Here is a 14,031-nt window from a genome sequence, read left to right on the forward strand (position 1 = left end):
ATTTAGTTCAAAAAAATGGATCAGCCATGGGAAAGACGTAGGCTTCTGCTCATGGCGAGGGGAGCAAGCTGGTGCGTACTAGGGGAGGAACATATAATTATTTTTATAATTTTACTTGATTGTTTTGCGGAGAATGATACTATATAGAATAAAATAATAAACGGTCAAAGGAAAGCTCAATAATCATCGGTTTTTAGAAAAAAACAAGGGAGGATCTGGTGCTATGTCAAAAACTTTTGCTTATATCTACGGAAAAAGAAAACCAGGCGTTAAAGATGAAAGCGTTATTAGCCCAGAAAGGATGAAAGAAATCCAAGCAACAGCGGCTAAATACTTGCCAAAAAAAGAGAGTAATGTGGAAGGTGAAAACCATAGAAATTCCTCTACAAAGTGAGCGTTTCGTTGCGTTCTGGCTTTAGACATTTTTAATATTTGTTACTACTGTGGTCATTGACAGAAAACTTTTAAATAGATACAATAGAAACATACGGTACTCCGTATGCCTTGGGCTGACAAGGTTAAAACTCAATGTGATTCCATAGAACTATGGTTTTCCATAGGAAGGAATGGAATGGTGACAGGCACCGGAAAAACCTGATGTAATTCCGTAGAATTATAGATTTATCTATAAGAAGGAACGGATGGGTGATGAGCACCGGAAAAATCAGCCATTGAAAAGAGGATGGTAATCCTGCGGGATGCATCCTCTTTTCTAAATAAATGGGAAAAAGGACAGCCTTTTAGCTTTTATGAGCTAAGGGGCTGTCCTTTTTCTTTATGTGTTAATCGTAAATTTCCCCACGAAAAAGGGTAAGTTTCGTGGGTGGGATAAAATTTTCTAAAAAAACTAATAATTTTCGATGCTTTCTGCATATAACAGATATGATAAAATTTTTCGCCCAATCAGCGATTTGGGAGAATTACTTTATCGGTGAATTTTGTCAAAATATTAAAGGAGGACTTTTTTATGCATACCCTGACATTCAATTCTGAGGTGATTGTAATTAATCAACTAAAGCATTCACGGTATTCTGATCTCCCTAAACTGTGGAGAGCGAATCAGTCTAGTTTCCCAATACGAGTGTATTCTCATAGCTTCTCCAAGTATGGCATTAAGCTTATTTATTTTACGTTGCATGTGGACTGCTTGATGCTTCTGAAGAAAATAAACGTTGAAGACAAAGACATTCTACTTATTAAAGATGCATGCAACGACTTTTTAAAACAAGCAGCTCTTACAATTGATGATTTTCACATTGTACGAATTGATTATTGCACAAACAAAAGGATGGCAAATAAGCAAGAAAGAGATATCCTGTTTCAAACTCTTCATCAATGTGCCACCCAATGCAATTATTTAAGTGGAATGAGCTACGATCATGGTGTTTACTGGCATAACCGCTCCAGAGCATTACAAATTTACGACAAAGAGGTTGAACGTATAGAAAAAAGTGAATCTATTAGAAGCTATGAAAGCGATGTTATTCGAGTCGAACTTCAGCTGAAAAGCCGATATATTAAAGACGCCGCAAATAAGTTAGCCAAGTCTTTGGGACGGAAGACAAAAAATATAGGCAACCCATACCGCTCTTTAGATTTTTGGGTGTCAGTCAGTCGAGAAGAGGAGTATTTAGAAGCATTAGAAAAGCATATTCCCCATGGGGATTTCTACTCCCTAGAGAGGGCAAATGAAATCATTGATCTTTCCAACATCACAAAATCAATGAAGAAAAAGCTAAAGATCTTTTTGCTTATAATCCAAACGAATGGACTTGATATAGCTTCAAAAGAGCACCGTAGAAACACTATTAACAAGTATATTTCAATTTTTAGCACTGAAATGAATATATGTCCATTTACAATTCCGGAAAGCCTCAGTAAATCTACTGGAATTGACTTCATTGCAAATCCTTTTTATAAATAAAGTCTTGCTAATATTTTTTTTAATAAATGCGTATATTATATCAAACCATTAAAAAGGAGGGGAAAAGTTAATTCATCGTTAGCTGATATATTTTTTTATTTCTAAATTTTAAAAGCATTTCACCAATTTTAAAATGAACTGAAAAGGAGTTAATTAAAATGAACGAAAAAAAATTTGAAGCCGGCAGTATTCGACAAACTTATTCCCGCTTAAAAGAAGAAGGCTATTACATTAGCGAAAAAATGCTGCGGGATCTAATTAAAAAAAAGGAAATACCCGCAGGACATGTCGGCAAAAAGGCCATTGTCCTTTATTCCAACGTTATCCATTACATCGAAAACATGGCAGCTTAAAATCTGAATTTGGGAGGAGTTAAAAAATGCCATCAATTAAAGAAAAGCAGCTTAAAAAGGGCAAGGGATATGTGTACAAAATCACATGCTGTACCGGAACGGATCCAAAAACCCATAAACCAACTCGTAGCTGTGAAACGTATTATCCCAAGGAAGGAGAAAGCAGAGCTACAGCTAAAAAAAATGCTTATTCCCGCGGACTTTTTCTTGAAAGCAAGTATTTTGATGAGCACAATCTGACTGGATGTACGACTTTTGCAACATATGCAAATAAAACTATACAGTATAAGCGAGATCAAAATATTATTAAAGAGTCAACTTATGAACGATATCAGAAATTGCTGGAGCGTATCATTGAAGCAATCGGAGATAAGAGACTTATGGATATTACGCAAAGCGATTTAAAAAAATTTTATATTAAGCTGCAAAAAGAAACTGTGTGTGACTTTCAAACAACTGCAATTGTAAAAGAAAATGTAGACATTCTAGAGATCATGAAGACGGATGGAATAAGACAGTCGGATCTAATTCGAAACTGTGACGTCTCGACAGCAACATTTCGGAAAATTCGTGGCCGAAAACCTATACTGAAAGACAAAGCAGACATCATTGCAAGTGAACTAAATATGCCAGGCGAAGCGGCGTTTAATTATCAGCCATGCGATAAGAGACTATCAAATAAGACCATGCTAGAATACCATCGTTTAATTAAAACTATTCTTGAATCTGCAATCGACGATGGGCTTATAGAAAAAAATATTGCAACAAAAAAAATCGCACCAAAAGCAAGGCAAAAGAAACCAAAACCTCTTGAAGAAGATGAAGTAATTGCTGTTCTTAAAGCGGTAGAAAAAGAAGATATCAAATGGCAAGCGTTACTATACTTAGCAATTGATACCGGCTGTCGGCGAGGTGAACTTCTTGGACTGAAATGGAAATACGTTAATCTGAAAGAACACATCATAAACATTCAGGAAACTCTACTGGCCCTTGAGAGTGGACTGCATGAGGATACCCCCAAAACTGAAACAAGCAAAAGATACATTAAGATTGCTCAAAAGACAGTAGAAATATTGCAAAAATATCGTGATGAACAAGATCAAGCAAAAGCAGTTATGGCTGATCGTTGGGAAAATAAAAGCGACTATGTTTTCACTCAAAAAGATGGAAAACGGATGCATCCAGACAGTTTTAATGGATGGATGAATAAATTCTGCAATAAGAATGGATTTAGACATATTAATCCGCATCTTTTTCGCCATACAATGGCCAGTATTCTAATTGCCAAAAAAGCTGACATTGCAACGGTATCCAGAAGGCTCGGACATTCCAGCCCATCAGTTACACTAAACCTTTATACCGAAGAGATCAAAAAAGCCGATGCAATTGCCGCGGACGAAGTTGAGTCACTGATCAATAGAGTATGTGAAGATGAAGAAAACAAATAATTGTAATTTGTGCACCAGCTCATGCACCCGAAAAATTCAAAGCTACCTAGGAAGTTAAAAAAGCACCTGATTTTGTAAAAAATCAGGTGCTTTTCTGGTTGCGGGGGCAGGACTCGAACCTACGACCTCCGGGTTATGAGCCCGACGAGCTACCAACTGCTCTACCCCGCGATATATAATCATTCTTGAATACCGATGGTGCCGGTGACCGGACTCGAACCGGTATAACATCACTGCCGGGGGATTTTAAGTCCCCTGTGTCTACCAATTCCACCACACCGGCAGATGTCGGCAACAAGTAGAATACCACATGCCGCGCCTGGTTGTCAAGACTAATTTAAAAATATTTTTCAGAGAAACTTTTGACAGGGGCACGATTCCGTGCAATTTTTTGCCGCAGCCCACGTATACTAGTTAAGATATGGATTTGAGAGGAGGCGCGGTATGCGTATGGAAGGGTCACCAACCAGCGATGTGGACGATCTGATTTTCCAGGACAGCTGGCTGACCAGCGACCGATAAAAGGCGAGGCGTAGGGTACGCCCCGCCTTTTTCATTTCAGAGCTTATTTTATGATGGTCCCGCCGCCGACCACACTCTCGCCGTCGTACAAGACCACGGCCTGCCCCGGCGTGACGGCCCGCTGAGGCTCGTCAAAGGTCAGCCGCAGGCCACCGCCTTCCAAAGATTCTGCCACGGCAGAGGACTCTCGCTGGCTGTAGCGCGTTTTGGCTGTGACCCGCATGGGGCCGATCGGTGCGGGAACAGAAATCCAATTCATCTTCTCCGCCGTCAGCGTCTGCGTCCACAGGGCCGCGTCCGGGCCAAGGCGAATCGTCCCGGCAGTCGGGTCCTTGTCCAGAACATACAGCGGCGGCTCAACCGAGAGCCCCAGACCCTTGTGCTGGCCCCGGGTGTAGCGGACAAAGCCCTTGTACCGTCCCAGCGTCCGGCCGGATTCGTCCACAAAGTCACCATCAGGGGACGGATGGCCCACTGTCCGTTCAATAAAGGCGGCATAATCACCACCGGGAGCAAAGCAGATATCCTGACTGTCCCTTTTTTTTGCGTTGATCAGCCCGTTTTGCTCCGCAATCTCCCGGACCTCTGTTTTGCGGAGGCTGCCCAAGGGAAACAAGGTATGGCTCAGATGGTCCTGTGTCAGCATGTAAAGAAAATAGCTCTGGTCCTTGCTGCGATCCACGCCGCGCTTCAAAAGCCAGCGGCCCGTATCTTCGTCCTGCTCCACTCTGGCATAGTGTCCGGTGGACAGAAACTGACCGTGAAGTGTCAACGCCCTCTGGAGCAGTGCTCCGAACTTTACAGCCCGGTTGCAGACAACACAGGGATTGGGCGTTCGCCCCGCCTCGTACTCCGATACGAAATCGGCAATTACCGTATCCCGGAAAACCTGTGAGAAATCAAAGACATAAAAGGGAATCCCCAGTTTGGCGGCCACGGCCCGAGCGTCCTCGGCGTCAGCCAGAGAGCAGCAGGCCTTTTCCTGACTTTCCCCCAAATCCTCGTTATGAAATAGGCGAAGATTTACACCGGACACGTCATACCCCGCCTGCTGTAAAAGCAAAGCGGAGACGGAGCTGTCCACGCCGCCGCTCATGCCAAGAAAAACACTCTGACCCATGTTGTAAAAACCCTCCTTTGGTCCGGATACACCGGACTGTAAACGTGTAAAAGGGAACCGTTTCGGCTCCCTTTCACGCAGATGCTCAAAACTCCGTTACCGGTTATAGATGGAGAATGCCTCCGTTGGAAGCGCATCTGCCAGTCCCAGCAAGGCCCGATTAAAGCCACCGGTATAGTCGAATTTCGAGTCGGATAAACTGCTGTGATTCACATGCCGGATAGGAAAGCGTACCATGAATCTGGACCCAACGTCAAGCTGGGACTCAGCCATCATCCTCCCACCGTGATCCTCCGCGATCCGAAGACACAGGGGAAGACCCAGACCCAAACCATGAGGAGGCGGGTCCCGCAGCTCTGCATGAGTATAACGGTCAAAAAGTGCTTTCATCTGCAGATCGTCGATTCCGCAGCCGGTGTCGGCCACCTCCAGCAGCGCCTGATCATCCTGGCGCTTCAGCGCCACCATCACGGTCCCGCCGGGGGGAGTAAATTTGAAGGCATTGGACAGGAGCTGAAACAGCAACTGGCGAATGGAATCCGGATTCGCCGAGCAAATCAACTGGGGAAGGGCGCAATTAAACGTCAGCTCCAACTTTAAAAACTGCGCCAGCTGTTCTGCCTCGTCACAGGTTTCACGGACCAGCCCCACCAAATCACAGTCCTGCATGGGCAAAGGCGTCTGGGTGTCAAGCCGGGCTGCTGCGGACAGGCAGTTCACCAGTCTCAGCAATTGATAATAATTTTGATCCAGCCGCGATGCTCTCCGGTCAAGTTCCGGATCTTTTTCGCGGGCCTCCGCAGGAGCCAGTGCTGTGGCCGCCAGATACAGCCCGCTCAGCATTCCCCGCAGCTGAGCGGCGATGGAAGGAAACAAGCTGGCCAGCAGCTGCGCTTCCTTGCGCTCATAATTTTCCACAGCGTCCCTCCTTTCGTGGCTTAGGATTTGCAAATAATCAGGTTGAAAACCCAGGTAAACTTTGGCTTTTACACCAAGCACACATTTTTCTTTATATCTCCACAGAATATCAAAATAAAACCATAAAAACAAGGGGAGCTTTGTTTTAAATTACTATTTTTCCATTTTAAATAATATTATGACAATTTTTGCGATCTTTGGGTATGGTAAAAGTCACTAACGATATAAAAAAAATTAGTACGCAATTTTACGTAACGTATAGTACACATTTTCTAAAACCGTGGTATAATGGCCTTAAAATATGCCGGGCGTGGGGGAACGACACGGCAAAATATGGGGGATCGGATGGTAAGAAACATGGCGATTAAGGTTGGAATCAACGGTTTTGGACGCATTGGGCGTGTGGCTCTTCGGATCATGATCGAGCGGGGCTGCAGCAGCTATCAGATCTGCGGCATCAATCTGAGAAATGCGGATCTGGAGTATATGGTCTATCAGGTGAAGTATGACTCGGTATTCCGTACCTTTCAGGGAACGGTGGAGCATGACGACCGGCATCTCATCATTAACGGAAAAAAGATCAGAGTTTATTCCGAAAGCGACGCGAATCTCATCCCGTGGGATGATTGCGGCGCAGAGTACATTATAGAGTCCACCGGTGTGTACAACACGGTGGAAAAAGCCTCCGCCCACTTCAAGGGCGGGGCGAAGAAGGTCATTCTCAGCGCCCCTTCCAAAGACGATGTGATGCCTACCTTTGTAATGGGCGTGAACCACAAGACCTATACGCCTGACATGAACGTAGTCTCCAACGCCTCCTGCACAACCAACTGCCTGGCACCCATGACAAAGGTCGTCAACGACACCTTCGGCATCGAGCAGGCGCTCATGAGCACCATCCACGCCGCCACCGCCAAGCAGAAAGCCGTGGACTCCCGGGCAGGCCGAGACTGGAGGACCGGACGCAGCATCATGGGCAACATCATTCCTTCCTCCACTGGGGCGGCCAAGGCCGTTTGCCTTGTCATTCCGGAGCTGAAGGGGAAAATGACCGGTATGAGCTTTCGCGTTCCCACCAACGACGTATCCGTGGTAGATCTGACAGTCCGATTGAAGCAGCCCGCCAGCTATCACGATGTGTGCGTCGCCATGGAAAATGCCTCCCGCAACAGTATGAAGGGCATTATCGGCTACACCACCGATCAGGTGGTCTCCTCCGATTTGACCGGGTTCTCCCAAACCTGCATTTTCGACGAGACGGCAGGTATTATGCTGGACAATAATTTTGTCAAGCTCATCGCCTGGTACGACAACGAATGGGGATATTCCAACAAGCTTTTGGACCTGATGGCTTATATGTATGAGGTGGACCACCAGTAACGAAAAGATGGCAGGGGATGGAGCGCCGCTCCATCCCCTGTTTTTTATGTTTCCTCCGTGAGCTTTTCCGGGGCAGGCTTTTTCTTCCACCGTCCGCCCCGACGTGGACGAGTGAGCTTCACGGGGGGCTTTTCCTCCGCCACGGCAACAGCCGGCTCAGGAATGGGCCGGGCCTGGGGTGCGGGCTGGACTGCCGGCTTGGCGGGTTTCTCCGCATTTTCCGGCTTCACGTCGGCGGGCTTGACCCCTGTACTCTTGGAGGGTCGCCGCCGCCCACCGCGGTTCCTTTTTACCGGTTTTTCCGCAGCAGTCTCGGCGGTCGGTTTTCCGTCCGCTTTGGGTGCAGCGGGCTGGAACAGCTCCTGTAAATGTTGGAAAGCCGCGGCCCCCTGCGTCTCGCCAAATTCCTGCTTCAAAGAGGAGCGCAGTTCCTCGGAGTTGGTCGCCCGCATCAAATAGGCCCCTTTCAGACACGCGGCAATGGAGGACCGAAGCGCCACCTCCCGAAACGCGCCGGTATATCGGACGCGCAGGGCGCTCATGGCGGCCTCGTACCCCTTATCCTGACTGATGACATAGGCGCAGTCCGCCTCGCCCCGGCCCACCAGGACTCCCAGCTCTGTAATAATCTGAAAATCGATGGAGTTTTTGCCGCCCTTCACGCTTTCAAGATACTGAATGCTGGCCTTGCTGCCCTTGCACAGTTCCTTGATCTTGCCCAGCGAAAGGCCTGTCTTTTGGTAAAAAATCAGGATGGAGTCGTCCGCCGTCAATTGGTCAGCACCTTGCAAGCCGGTGCCGATATTGTTGTCGCCGTCCACCAAAAAAATCATGTTCATCCAGTAAAACCTTTCTATAAGACCCCGTTTCGGAGACATTTTTAGCAGGATATGCCTAGTGTATACCGAAGAAAGAAAAAAAGCAACCGGGCCGCATTGCGGCCCGGTTGAAAATTAACAATTTCTGGGGCTTTTCCTTAGTCCTCGCCGGTCTCGATCAGGCCGTATCCGCCGTTCTTACGCTTATAGACAATGGAGAGGGACGTGTCCTCCTCACTGCGGAAAACGAAGAAGGAGTGATCCAGCAGATTCATCTGCAAAATGGCCTCTTCCGGACTCATGGGTTTGACGGCAAAGCGCTTTGTGCGGACGATGTTGAATTCCTTCTCTTCACTGACCTCGAAATCATCCGGCGCAGCAGGGGGAAAACCTTCGTTCCGCAGACGTTTGGAAAGGCGGGTCTTGTTCTTGAGAATCTGGCGCTCAATATAGTCGGCGGCAGCGTCAATCGCGCTGCGCATATCGCCATCCGTTTCCTGCTTCTGGGCGCGGAATAGCGTGTTGCCGCCGCGTATTGTGATCTCCACCGTACACAGGTGATCCTTCTCCACAGAAAACGTTGCAAACGCGGCTGCTTCCTCCTGGAAATAGCGGTCCAACTTCGACAGTTTTTTCTCGGTATAGTCCTTTACAGAATTGTTCAGGGGAACCTTCTTGCATGCAAACGTACACTTCATGAATACCGCTCCTTTCATGTGGTGAAAAGAAGAGAAGACCTCTCTTTTACCCAGTATAACACAGCTTGTCGAATTTGAAAAGGAAATTTTAAAAAACCCGGCGCGCCTCAAAGGACGCGCCGGGTTTCAAATCAGTTAGGGCAGATAGTTCACGGGGTTTCGTGCCACGCCGTTGTACCGGACCTCAAAATGGCAGTGGTTTCCGGTGGAATTGCCGGTAGACCCCATACGGGAGATCTGCTGGCCCTTATAGACGTGCTGTCCCACAGATACCAGCAGGCTGGAGTTGTGGCCGTAAAGAGTCTCATAGCCGTTTGCGTGGTTAATCTGTACCAGATAGCCGTAGCCGCTCATCCATCCGGCGTAAGTCACTGTGCCGCCGTCGGCGGCATAGATGGGGGTGCCGTACCGGTTGGCGATATCAATTCCCTTGTGGTTGGTGGAGGCATAGCTGTAACTGAGGTGCCGATAACCGAACGGGGAGGTGATGTTTCCGGAGCACGGCCAGCGGAAGGTACCGGTGGGGAGCCACGTGGGCCGCTCTTTGGTGCCCTGGAGCCGCTGCTCCGTGACGGGGTTTTTCAGCGTGACGGAGGACAGCACCACCCGCTCTGTTTCCTCGCCGTTTACATAGGTGACGTTGGCCACCATATCGGCGGACCCGTTGGACCCCGCGGAGACAACCTTGTAGTCGCCCTTATAGAGATTGGCGCTGTCGGAATACTCCACATCATAGGGAAGCGTGTCCATATACCGTTCCTGTTCCACCACGGTCATCGTGAGATAGGGGACGGAGGCGGACAGGGTCAGCACCTCGCCGATGGACAGACGGTTGATGTCGTAGCCGGGGTTCAGGGCCAGCAGCTCAGTGGAGGAAAGACCGTGGCTCTCGGCAATTTCGGACCAGGTATCCCCACTCTTGACCTCATAGTTCACCTCGGCGGTTTTGGTGCTGTACAGCGTCTCGGCCAAATACCCAAGGTTCATGATCTTATCGGTGGGAACGTAGCCGGGTTTGATCTCCACATTCTCCGCAAATTCGCAGGAGATGGTATTTTCGTCTCTGATGCCGTCCTTCAGCTGCTTCAGCAGCTCGTCCAGTGCACCCTCGTAGGGAGTGGCGCCGATCAGCTCACCGTCCACATATAGAGAATAGCCGTAGGTAACGAGTCCAATCTCCTCGGACAGGTCCTCTTCCAGCTTGTCGGCGTTCACCACCTCGGACCGGGGCAGCAGGCTGGAGGAATATTGCAGCAGCTTTTTATCAATGGTGTACTGGGTCCCGGTGGCATGGGAGGTAATCTCTTCAAGCTGTGTCCGGGCGCTGTCGGCTGCGGAGACGGATTTCACCGCTGCAATCTGCTGGCCGTTATAGGTCACCGTGGTACCCACGGTGTAGAGAGAGAAAAACAAAATTACCAACGCCACTGCGCCGGTGGCTGCCAGGAAAGGCAGGGGCTTGAGCTTCTTGTGTTCGAGTTTTGCGCGGATCGAACCAAATCGTCCTGCCATTTGCTGCCGCCGGCCCCGCTTGCGCTCTGTTAGCCGCGTGATTAGCAGGGGCAGCATATTTCGGGCAAACAGCAGAAGTTGGATCACAGCCCGGTCAGATTCCGGAAAGCGGCGAGCTTTTTCCTCCCGCACCACATGGCGTACACGGCGGCGGACGCGGTGAAGTTTTTTGACGAACGCGGTTTTCTTCTCCAGAAGCATGTCCTGTAAAATTGCCGGAAGCGTTTCTGTAGGTTCCTCCGCTACCCGTTTTGGCATTCGCAGCGGACGCGGGGCCGTCTGCGCCGGAGATACCGCCGCCACAGCCGGGGGGGCCGGTTGGCGCTGAGGCTGGGACCGCGCCGCTTGATTGCTCGTCCGTGCCTGATCATGCGCGGGGATGGTGGTCTGCGTTTGAGCCCGCGCACCCGCCAGCGCGGGCGCTCTGTGCGCCGCTTGAGCGGGCACGGTCTGCTCCGGGGCATCCGGAACCCGCCGAAAGACCGGCGCGGCCTGTGGTTCCTCTGCCTGACGGTGAGCTGCAGACGGCTGTGAACCTACATCTCGGCGCGCGGTACGGTTGAGAGTTTTTGCGGAACGTTTACTCATAAAGACCTCACAGTCGGTTTTAAAGAGACAAAACAAAAAAGTAACAGGAAAGTTACAATTTGTAACCTGCACTATCATACCCTGTTTTGCTTGATCCGTCAAGCATTTTTTGCTAAAAAAGGAGCTGTATCCGTTTCCATGTAGCAAAGAAGGAACACGAAGGACTGGATTGATAAAGCGAGGCCCGCAGCGAAGAAAAGGGATATCCCACGAATATAAGCGCTTGAAAAATGGGCAGGATATAATAAAACCAAATCAACAGTTAAATAAAAAAAGCAATCAGTATGAAAAGGTGGTCGATTAAGATAGAAATTTACTACCTTCGCCATGTTTTCATTGACAACTGATATCAAATGATGTAATGTGATATTGAAAATCAGATTGTGCGGAGGCACTGACGAAATTTAGGCTCAGTCAGGGGTTTCCAAAGGAGTTTTTATGACTTGGAATATCGTGTGCGACAGCAGCGCCGACCTGCTCTCCGAGAGCCGGAATGACGGCAATATCCGCTTTTTCTCCGTACCGTTGCGGCTTTTGGTGGGAGAGCGGGAATTTCTGGATGACGAACAGCTCAGCGTTCCCCAGCTTTTGGAGTGCATGAAGGAGGAGAAGGCGGCTTCATCCACGGCCTGCCCCTCTCCTGCCGCGTTTGCTCAGGCGTTTTCCTCAGCGGACTGCTCGATCTGCTTCACGATTTCCGCTAACCTCTCCGGAACCTGGTCCGCCGCCATGATGGGCCGGGAGCTGGCTCTGGAGGAACACCCGGAAAAGCAGATCTGCGTCATTGATTCCAAAAGCACCGCCGGGTGCATGGTTCTGCTGGCCCGCAAGGCGAAAGCTTTGATCCAGCGTGGTGAGAACCTGTGCTTTGAGTCGATCTGCGGGGAGCTTCGCATCTATCAGGCGGCCCTTCGGACGGCGTTTACGCTGGAGAATTTCGACAACCTGATTAAAAACGGCCGGATGCGCCCGCTGGTGGGCAATCTGCTCCACTCGCTGGGCATCCATGTGATTGCCAATGCCACGCCCCAGGGCGCGATCCATGTGGCGGACAAGGCCCGGGGGGAAACGAAGACCTATCAGGCCATTACGAAGCTGATGGCCTCCAGCAAGGACTGCACCCGCGCGGAGGTGGTGATTTCTCACTGCCAGAATCTTCCCGGAGCCATGAAACTGAAGGAACAGATTCTAAAGGACCTTCCGGTGAAGAGTGTGGATATTTTGGCCTGTCGGGGCCTCACCAGCTTTTACGCCATGGAAAAGGGTCTGATCCTGGGTTATTGAGCAGTCAGAACCGACGGGCGCCCGCAGAGATTTTCTCTGCGGGCGCCTTTTATGCGCACAGCCGGATACATGGCATCAAAAAGTCCGACGCACCTGTGATGATGCCCGCAGCGCGCGTGAAGAACGGTGGCGGACGTCTTGGATGTGGTTGCCTCGGGGTTTCTCCTGCCGGTGGTGGACACCAGCACAGCCTTGCTGGAGTGCAGGGGGGTTACGTTGGGTCATCTCTCCAAAGGGGCATGGACATGCATCGCGGTCCGCCCCGTCCGCGGCTCAATTCCGCGCTGGAAATTGCGTGAACGGTAATCCCGGCCTCCTCCAAGGAGCGGTTGGTCACGTAATTCCGGGTGTAGACCACCACCTCGCCGGGGGCGATCGCCAGCGTGTTGCTGCCGTCGCTCCACTGCTCTCGGGCGGCGTCGATCTCGCTGCCCTGTCCGCAGGGAATCAGGGTCACGCTGTCCAGGTGCAGGTGTTTCTTTAAAATGTCCTCCAGTCCCCCGTCTTCCTGCTGAATAGACATTTTGCGGTCCTTGTCCAACTCCATGACAAACACGGTGATTTGGCTCAGGATGTTGGGGTGGACAGTGAACTTGTCCCGATCCACCATGGTGAAAACCGTGTCCAGATGCATGAAGGCTCGGTTTTTTGGAATATTGAAGACTAATATCTGCTGAAAACTGCCCCCTTCGGTGAGAATGGTCTCCGCCAGGCGGTCGATGGAGTCCTCCTGCGTCCGCTGGGAAATGCCCACCGCCAGCACCTGGGGCGAGAGAATCAGAATGTCGCCGCCCTCCAGAGATGTGGTTTTGCCCCGATCATACCAGCGGGGAGTATCCCGAAATTCCGGGTCGTGCTCAAAGATGAACTTGCCGAACAGCGTCTCCCGGTTCCGGGTGGGCGTGTGCATCTTATGGATGGACACGCCGGCGCCAATGGTTGCGAATGGGTCCCGGGTAAAATAGAGGTTGGGCATGGGGTCCACGGCAAAGGGATATCCCTCCTCCGCCGCCCACCGGTAGTCGCCCAGACGTTCGCCGCCTCTGGAAAGGTCCTGCTTACGAATGCCCGACATCATGGCTTCCACCATCTCCCGGTCGGGCAGGTCCGTCAGATAGGCCGCCACCGCATCGTGTGTCCGGGCATCCCGAATGCCCGCCTCATCTATAAACTGATGAATCAGTTCCTCCCGGACAGACTGGCCTGTAATGGATTTCAGCACCAGATCGGTGAGATACACCACCTCCACGCCGCTTTTTCGTAGGCAGTCGGCGAAGGCGTCATGCTCCGCCTGGGCCTCCCGGAGGTAAGGAATATCATCAAACAGCAGCCGCTCCAAATATTCCGGCATCAGGTTTTCCAACTCCCGCCCCGGCCGGTGGAGCAGTACGCGCCGCAGGCGCCCGATCTCCGAGGTATTATGAATTCCTGTTTCCAAACCCAGGTCACTCCTTTTTGCAGTGCGT

12 protein-coding genes and 2 tRNA genes are annotated in these 14,031 nt (G+C 50.1%); 6 read left to right on the top strand and 8 right to left on the bottom strand.

What is annotated here, in order from left to right; genetic code table 11:
* The first annotated feature begins 223 nt into the window (after nt 1–223).
* The 4 genes from ABWQ15_RS03155 (at nt 224) to ABWQ15_RS03170 (ending at nt 3,725) form a co-directional block, all read left to right on the top strand.
* Complete coding sequence (locus ABWQ15_RS03155) at nt 224–394, top strand: hypothetical protein (protein WP_353907374.1); 171 nt, start codon at nt 224–226, stop codon at nt 392–394.
* Between the two features lie 573 nt (nt 395–967).
* Nucleotides 968–1,924, top strand: coding sequence for a phage/plasmid replication domain-containing protein (locus ABWQ15_RS03160; RefSeq protein ID WP_353907375.1), 957 nt, complete (start codon nt 968–970; stop codon nt 1,922–1,924).
* Between the two features lie 158 nt (nt 1,925–2,082).
* Nucleotides 2,083–2,277 carry a hypothetical protein gene (locus tag ABWQ15_RS03165; protein ID WP_353907376.1) on the top strand — a complete coding sequence of 65 codons (195 nt, stop codon included), beginning with the start codon at nt 2,083–2,085 and terminating at the stop codon, nt 2,275–2,277.
* A gap of 26 nt (nt 2,278–2,303) precedes the next feature.
* The gene (locus ABWQ15_RS03170) at nt 2,304–3,725 is read left to right on the top strand and encodes a site-specific integrase (RefSeq protein ID WP_353907377.1); all 1,422 of its coding nucleotides are present in this window, start codon (nt 2,304–2,306) and stop codon (nt 3,723–3,725) included.
* A gap of 95 nt (nt 3,726–3,820) precedes the next feature.
* Here the strand turns inward: ABWQ15_RS03170 and ABWQ15_RS03175 are convergent.
* The 4 genes from ABWQ15_RS03175 to ABWQ15_RS03190 form a co-directional block, all read right to left on the bottom strand.
* Nucleotides 3,821–3,896 (bottom strand) — tRNA-Met (locus tag ABWQ15_RS03175).
* A 25-nt stretch (nt 3,897–3,921) separates the two neighbouring features.
* Nucleotides 3,922–4,008: transfer RNA gene (locus ABWQ15_RS03180), tRNA-Leu, on the bottom strand.
* A 282-nt stretch (nt 4,009–4,290) separates the two neighbouring features.
* Nucleotides 4,291–5,367: a tRNA 2-thiouridine(34) synthase MnmA gene (gene mnmA, locus ABWQ15_RS03185; protein WP_353907378.1), complete on the bottom strand. Its 1,077-nt coding sequence runs from the start codon at nt 5,365–5,367 to the stop codon at nt 4,291–4,293.
* A gap of 96 nt (nt 5,368–5,463) precedes the next feature.
* Nucleotides 5,464–6,285: a sensor histidine kinase gene (locus ABWQ15_RS03190; protein ID WP_353907379.1), complete on the bottom strand. Its 822-nt coding sequence runs from the start codon at nt 6,283–6,285 to the stop codon at nt 5,464–5,466.
* Nucleotides 6,286–6,642: 357 nt separating this feature from the next.
* Here ABWQ15_RS03190 and gap point away from each other — a divergent pair, with 357 nt between their 5' ends.
* Nucleotides 6,643–7,665, top strand: coding sequence for a type I glyceraldehyde-3-phosphate dehydrogenase (gene gap / locus ABWQ15_RS03195; RefSeq protein WP_353907380.1), 1,023 nt, complete (start codon nt 6,643–6,645; stop codon nt 7,663–7,665).
* A 44-nt stretch (nt 7,666–7,709) separates the two neighbouring features.
* Here the strand turns inward: gap and ABWQ15_RS03200 are convergent, their stop codons facing one another.
* The 3 genes from ABWQ15_RS03200 to ABWQ15_RS03210 all read right to left on the bottom strand — a co-directional run bounded on the left by ABWQ15_RS03200 (nt 7,710) and on the right by ABWQ15_RS03210 (nt 11,281).
* Nucleotides 7,710–8,504, bottom strand: a complete 795-nt coding sequence (locus ABWQ15_RS03200) for a PIN domain-containing protein (RefSeq protein ID WP_353907381.1) — start codon at nt 8,502–8,504, stop codon at nt 7,710–7,712.
* Between the two features lie 137 nt (nt 8,505–8,641).
* Nucleotides 8,642–9,181 carry a ribosome hibernation-promoting factor, HPF/YfiA family gene (gene hpf / locus ABWQ15_RS03205; protein ID WP_353907382.1) on the bottom strand — a complete coding sequence of 180 codons (540 nt, stop codon included), beginning with the start codon at nt 9,179–9,181 and terminating at the stop codon, nt 8,642–8,644.
* A gap of 135 nt (nt 9,182–9,316) precedes the next feature.
* Nucleotides 9,317–11,281: a peptidoglycan DD-metalloendopeptidase family protein gene (locus tag ABWQ15_RS03210; RefSeq protein ID WP_353907383.1), complete on the bottom strand. Its 1,965-nt coding sequence runs from the start codon at nt 11,279–11,281 to the stop codon at nt 9,317–9,319.
* A 438-nt stretch (nt 11,282–11,719) separates the two neighbouring features.
* Between ABWQ15_RS03210 and ABWQ15_RS03215 the strand changes: the two genes are divergently transcribed.
* On the top strand, nt 11,720–12,565 hold the full coding sequence (locus tag ABWQ15_RS03215) for a DegV family protein (RefSeq protein WP_353907384.1): 846 nt from the start codon (nt 11,720–11,722) through the stop codon (nt 12,563–12,565).
* A 211-nt stretch (nt 12,566–12,776) separates the two neighbouring features.
* Here the strand turns inward: ABWQ15_RS03215 and arcA are convergent, their stop codons facing one another.
* Complete coding sequence (arcA, locus tag ABWQ15_RS03220) at nt 12,777–14,003, bottom strand: arginine deiminase (protein ID WP_353907385.1); 1,227 nt, start codon at nt 14,001–14,003, stop codon at nt 12,777–12,779.
* Nucleotides 14,004–14,031 lie beyond the last annotated feature (28 nt).

The sequence above is a fragment of the Oscillibacter sp. genome, from assembly GCF_040505565.1.
Taxonomy (GTDB): domain Bacteria; phylum Bacillota; class Clostridia; order Oscillospirales; family Oscillospiraceae; genus Oscillibacter.

Coding starts and splice junctions, on each gene's coding strand:
- ABWQ15_RS03155 (WP_353907374.1), top strand. CDS start 224: ATGTCAAAAACTTTTGCTTATATCTACGGAAAAAGAAAACCAGGCGTT.
- ABWQ15_RS03160 (WP_353907375.1), top strand. CDS start 968: ATGCATACCCTGACATTCAATTCTGAGGTGATTGTAATTAATCAACTA.
- ABWQ15_RS03165 (WP_353907376.1), top strand. CDS start 2,083: ATGAACGAAAAAAAATTTGAAGCCGGCAGTATTCGACAAACTTATTCC.
- ABWQ15_RS03170 (WP_353907377.1), top strand. CDS start 2,304: ATGCCATCAATTAAAGAAAAGCAGCTTAAAAAGGGCAAGGGATATGTG.
- mnmA (WP_353907378.1), bottom strand. CDS start 5,367: ATGGGTCAGAGTGTTTTTCTTGGCATGAGCGGCGGCGTGGACAGCTCC.
- gap (WP_353907380.1), top strand. CDS start 6,643: ATGGCGATTAAGGTTGGAATCAACGGTTTTGGACGCATTGGGCGTGTG.
- ABWQ15_RS03200 (WP_353907381.1), bottom strand. CDS start 8,504: ATGAACATGATTTTTTTGGTGGACGGCGACAACAATATCGGCACCGGC.
- hpf (WP_353907382.1), bottom strand. CDS start 9,181: ATGAAGTGTACGTTTGCATGCAAGAAGGTTCCCCTGAACAATTCTGTA.
- ABWQ15_RS03210 (WP_353907383.1), bottom strand. CDS start 11,281: ATGAGTAAACGTTCCGCAAAAACTCTCAACCGTACCGCGCGCCGAGAT.
- ABWQ15_RS03215 (WP_353907384.1), top strand. CDS start 11,720: ATGACTTGGAATATCGTGTGCGACAGCAGCGCCGACCTGCTCTCCGAG.